The following is a 3,241-nucleotide window of genomic DNA, read 5'->3' on the forward strand; positions in this document are numbered from 1 at the left end:
GGTTGAGCCAGTGCGGCAGTGATTGAGCCAGAGCGGTTGGGCAGCAACCGGCTTGGTGAGGATGGACTACAGCAAGGTATGCCCGGCCTCGACCAGAAACCGCCTCGCCGCGGCCTGATCCGTGGCTTTCACCAGGAGATGGTCGCCATCGAAAGTGGACACCACGAAGATGCCCAACCCGTTTTCCGACAACGGCCTGATGACCGACAGCACGATACCGGTTTCGTCGAAGGCGAACGGGCCCAGGAGCTTGAAGGCCACCCAGTCGATATCCTGCTTGACGGCATGCGGCACGCGGTCCTGCAGGCAAACGATCGAAAGCTCGTCGTCGGTCCTTGTGATGCTGACGAAGCCTGGTCCGTCCGCCCAACCGGGAATGGTTTCGCCCGCCGCCAGCCGGGAAACCGCGTAAGACCCCGGGAGTTGCTTAAGCTTGACCTTGGCAGCCATTATCGAAATCCTTCCTCAGATCGCCGGTGATCCCGCTAGCCTCTTGCTCATATAGACCGTCATGCCGCCCATGAACGGCTCGTCCCGATCCACTATGTAGCCCTGCCTCTTGTAGAGCGATACGTTCGCCTCGAACGCGCCATTGGTCAGCAGGCGAAGCTCGTCGCGGCCCGACTCGATCGCCTTGCGCTCGGCCCACTCCAGCAACAGCCGGCCAATCCCCCTGCCCTGCGCATCCGGTGCGACACAGACATTCTCGATCCACAGATGATCCTCGGCCAGCATGGTTTCAATCATTCCCACGATCCGATCATCCTCGACGGCGAGATCGAACGGATGCTCGGCAACAGCCTTCTCGTAGTCGGCGCGCATCGGCAGAGGCTCGCGGCCGATCACCGCTACCCATTTGGCATAGGCGGCGCGCACGATATCCCGGATCGCGGCGGCGTCAGCGGGCGCGGCCGGCCGAAGCCGGATGGAAGAATTGTTGGTCATCAAACTGCTCCAGACATGAAAAATCCCGCCGGCGGTTTCGCGGGCGGGGCTGGAAACGAAAGAACCGGGTCTATCCTGCCGGTCTTTGTCGTCGCGCAATCAGCTTGCCGCTCCGCACTGTGCAGGGGCGACGTCGCTTGGTGTTGGCGGGCGCGAAAACGAACATGGCGCCAAGTTGGAACAGGAAGCGCGGCGATGTCAAGGCGACCGCTCGATCGACAGTGTCTCGCATCGGCGACAAGGTTCTGGTCCTCGCGCCCGCAGGGCATAGAATCGCTATATGCTTTGTGCCAACGGCAGCTAATCGATGGGCAAACTATGACCGGGACGCTGAACAAAGCGGTGCGGATGGTGGCCATCCTGAACCTGGCCTATTTCGGGATCGAATTTGCCGTAGCCGTTTGGATCGGATCGGTATCGCTGTTCGCGGACAGCATCGATTTTCTGGAGGACGCATCCGTCAATCTCCTGATCATGGTCGCGTTGGGCTGGACCGTCCGCAATCGAGCGCGGCTCGGAATGGCGCTGGCCGGGATACTTCTGATCCCCGCATTGGCGACCCTTTGGACAGCCTGGGAGAAATTCAACATTCCAATTCCGCCAGCTCTCGTTCCGCTAACGCTCACGGCGGCTGGCGCGATGCTCGTCAACCTGTCGTGCGCGCTCATGCTCGCTCGCTATCGCCATCACAGCGGCAGCCTCACCCGCGCCGCCTTCCTGTCGGCGCGCAACGACGTCCTGGCCAATGTGGCAATCATTGCCGCTGCCCTGGTCACCGCATTCGTGTGGAATTCGGCCTGGCCCGATATCGTCATTGGGCTGGCAATCGCCGTCATGAATGCGGATGCTGCCCGCGAGGTTTTCACGGCCGCAAGACGCGAGTTCGCAGAAGGCCAAATTTCAAACTGAAACGCTGCCACCCGATCCGCGCACGATCCCCTCAACTCCTGCGCCGTCGGCCGGAATGGCTACCCGGTCGTCGAGTGCCCTCAGCCTGCGCCTGGCTCTAGCGATCGATCCTTGCTTCCTGTTGCGGAGAATAGCGCGCTCCCTGTACGGCGATCGCCGAGACCGCGTTCTCGATGTCGGCAGTTCGCCGTCAGCGCGACAGTGACCGATCCGATGTTCTCTTCGAGGCGATTGAGCTTGGTGGTGCCGGGGATCGGAACGATCCAGGGCTGTATCTGCCAAGCGCGGGAGCGATATCGGAGAATGGGCTTTTCAGCCTTGGAACATCGGTCATGTTGGTCTCCTTCGTAGAGTTCGGGCGTTGAACTCGGCGCCACGCGCCGATACCTGGTCAAATCCCGTATTGTTCGTCGCTGACATGCTCCAACCAGTCGACGACCTTGCCGTCGAGCGCTTCGGCGATAGCGATGTGGCTCATCGCCGTGGTCGGCGCGGCGCCATGCCAATGCTTCTCTCCGGGCGCGAACCAGACGATGTCGCCGGGCTGGATCGATTCGATCGGGCCGCCCTCGCGCTGCGCCAGGCCGGCGCCCGAGAGGACGATCAGCGTCTGGCCGAGCGGATGCGTGTGCCAGGCGGTGCGCGCGCCGGGCTCGAAAGTCACGGTGGCGCCGCCGACCCGGGCGGGCTCGCTGCCCTTGAACGGCGCGTCGATGCGCACCGCACCGGTGAAATAGTCGGCCGATCCCTTGGCCGAGGCCTGAGAGCCGTTTCGCGTGATGTCCATGGTTTTGTCCCTTCCTGGCAACAGCCATGACACGACCGCCCGGCTTTAGAGACGGCCGGAGGTGCCCGGTGTGATAACGCCTATCTAGGGTCTGCGATTGGTGCCGATTAGGTGCTATATCCAGCATGATCTTATGAAGGGGGCTCATGAATGCCACGTGACAACCTGAACGAGCTAACCGCCTTCCTCGCTGTGGCGCGCGAGGAAAGCTTCACCAGGGCGGCGGCCAAGCTCGGGGTTTCCCAATCGGCGCTCAGCCACACGGTGCGGGCGCTGGAGGAGCGGCTGGGTGTACGGCTCCTGACCCGCACCACGCGCAGCGTGTCGCCCACCGAAGCCGGGGAGCGGCTGCTTCGCACCGTCGGGCCGCGGCTGGACGAGATCGAGACCGAGCTCATTGCCTTGAGCGCATTGCGGGAAAAACCCGCCGGCGCCATCCGCATCACCGCCGGTGAGCACGCCGCCGATGCGGTCCTGTGGCCGGCGATCGCCCCGCTGCTGCCCGACTATCCCGACATCAAGGTCGAGATCATCGTCGACTATGGACTGACCGACATCGTCGCCGCGCGCTTCGACGCCGGCGTGCGGCTGGGCGAACAG

Annotated in this window: 5 protein-coding genes; 2 read left to right on the forward strand and 3 right to left on the reverse strand. The window is 63.1% G+C overall.

The genetic code is table 11. From position 1 onward, the window contains the following. Positions 1–66 precede the first annotated feature (66 nt). Both EN884_RS30660 and EN884_RS30665 read right to left on the reverse strand, forming a co-directional pair. Positions 67–450, reverse strand: a complete 384-nt coding sequence (locus EN884_RS30660) for an ACT domain-containing protein (protein WP_063168661.1) — start codon at positions 448–450, stop codon at positions 67–69. Between the two features lie 15 nt (positions 451–465). Continuing rightward, a complete protein-coding gene (locus EN884_RS30665) occupies positions 466–945 on the reverse strand; it encodes a GNAT family N-acetyltransferase (RefSeq protein WP_024501788.1) in 480 nt (159 codons plus the stop codon). Between the two features lie 318 nt (positions 946–1,263). Between EN884_RS30665 and EN884_RS30670 the strand changes: the two genes are divergently transcribed. Further along, positions 1,264–1,854 (forward strand): cation diffusion facilitator family transporter, encoded by a 591-nt coding sequence (locus tag EN884_RS30670; protein ID WP_063168662.1) that lies wholly within the window; start codon positions 1,264–1,266, stop codon positions 1,852–1,854. Positions 1,855–2,245: 391 nt separating this feature from the next. Here EN884_RS30670 and EN884_RS30680 read toward each other — a convergent pair whose 3' ends face one another. Further along, positions 2,246–2,641 carry a cupin domain-containing protein gene (locus EN884_RS30680; protein WP_027160872.1) on the reverse strand — a complete coding sequence of 132 codons (396 nt, stop codon included), beginning with the start codon at positions 2,639–2,641 and terminating at the stop codon, positions 2,246–2,248. A 150-nt stretch (positions 2,642–2,791) separates the two neighbouring features. On the opposite strand from EN884_RS30680, the gene EN884_RS30685 reads away from it, so the two are divergent. Then, positions 2,792–3,241: LysR family transcriptional regulator (locus EN884_RS30685; protein WP_164895256.1), on the forward strand; the 450-nt coding region annotated here is incomplete at its 3' end.

This window comes from Mesorhizobium sp. M7A.F.Ca.AU.001.01.1.1 (assembly GCF_004022735.1).
GTDB classification, from domain to species: Bacteria; Pseudomonadota; Alphaproteobacteria; order Rhizobiales; family Rhizobiaceae; genus Mesorhizobium; species Mesorhizobium ciceri.

Coding starts and splice junctions, on each gene's coding strand:
- EN884_RS30660 (WP_063168661.1), bottom strand. CDS start 450: ATGGCTGCCAAGGTCAAGCTTAAGCAACTCCCGGGGTCTTACGCGGTT.
- EN884_RS30665 (WP_024501788.1), bottom strand. CDS start 945: ATGACCAACAATTCTTCCATCCGGCTTCGGCCGGCCGCGCCCGCTGAC.
- EN884_RS30670 (WP_063168662.1), top strand. CDS start 1,264: ATGACCGGGACGCTGAACAAAGCGGTGCGGATGGTGGCCATCCTGAAC.
- EN884_RS30680 (WP_027160872.1), bottom strand. CDS start 2,641: ATGGACATCACGCGAAACGGCTCTCAGGCCTCGGCCAAGGGATCGGCC.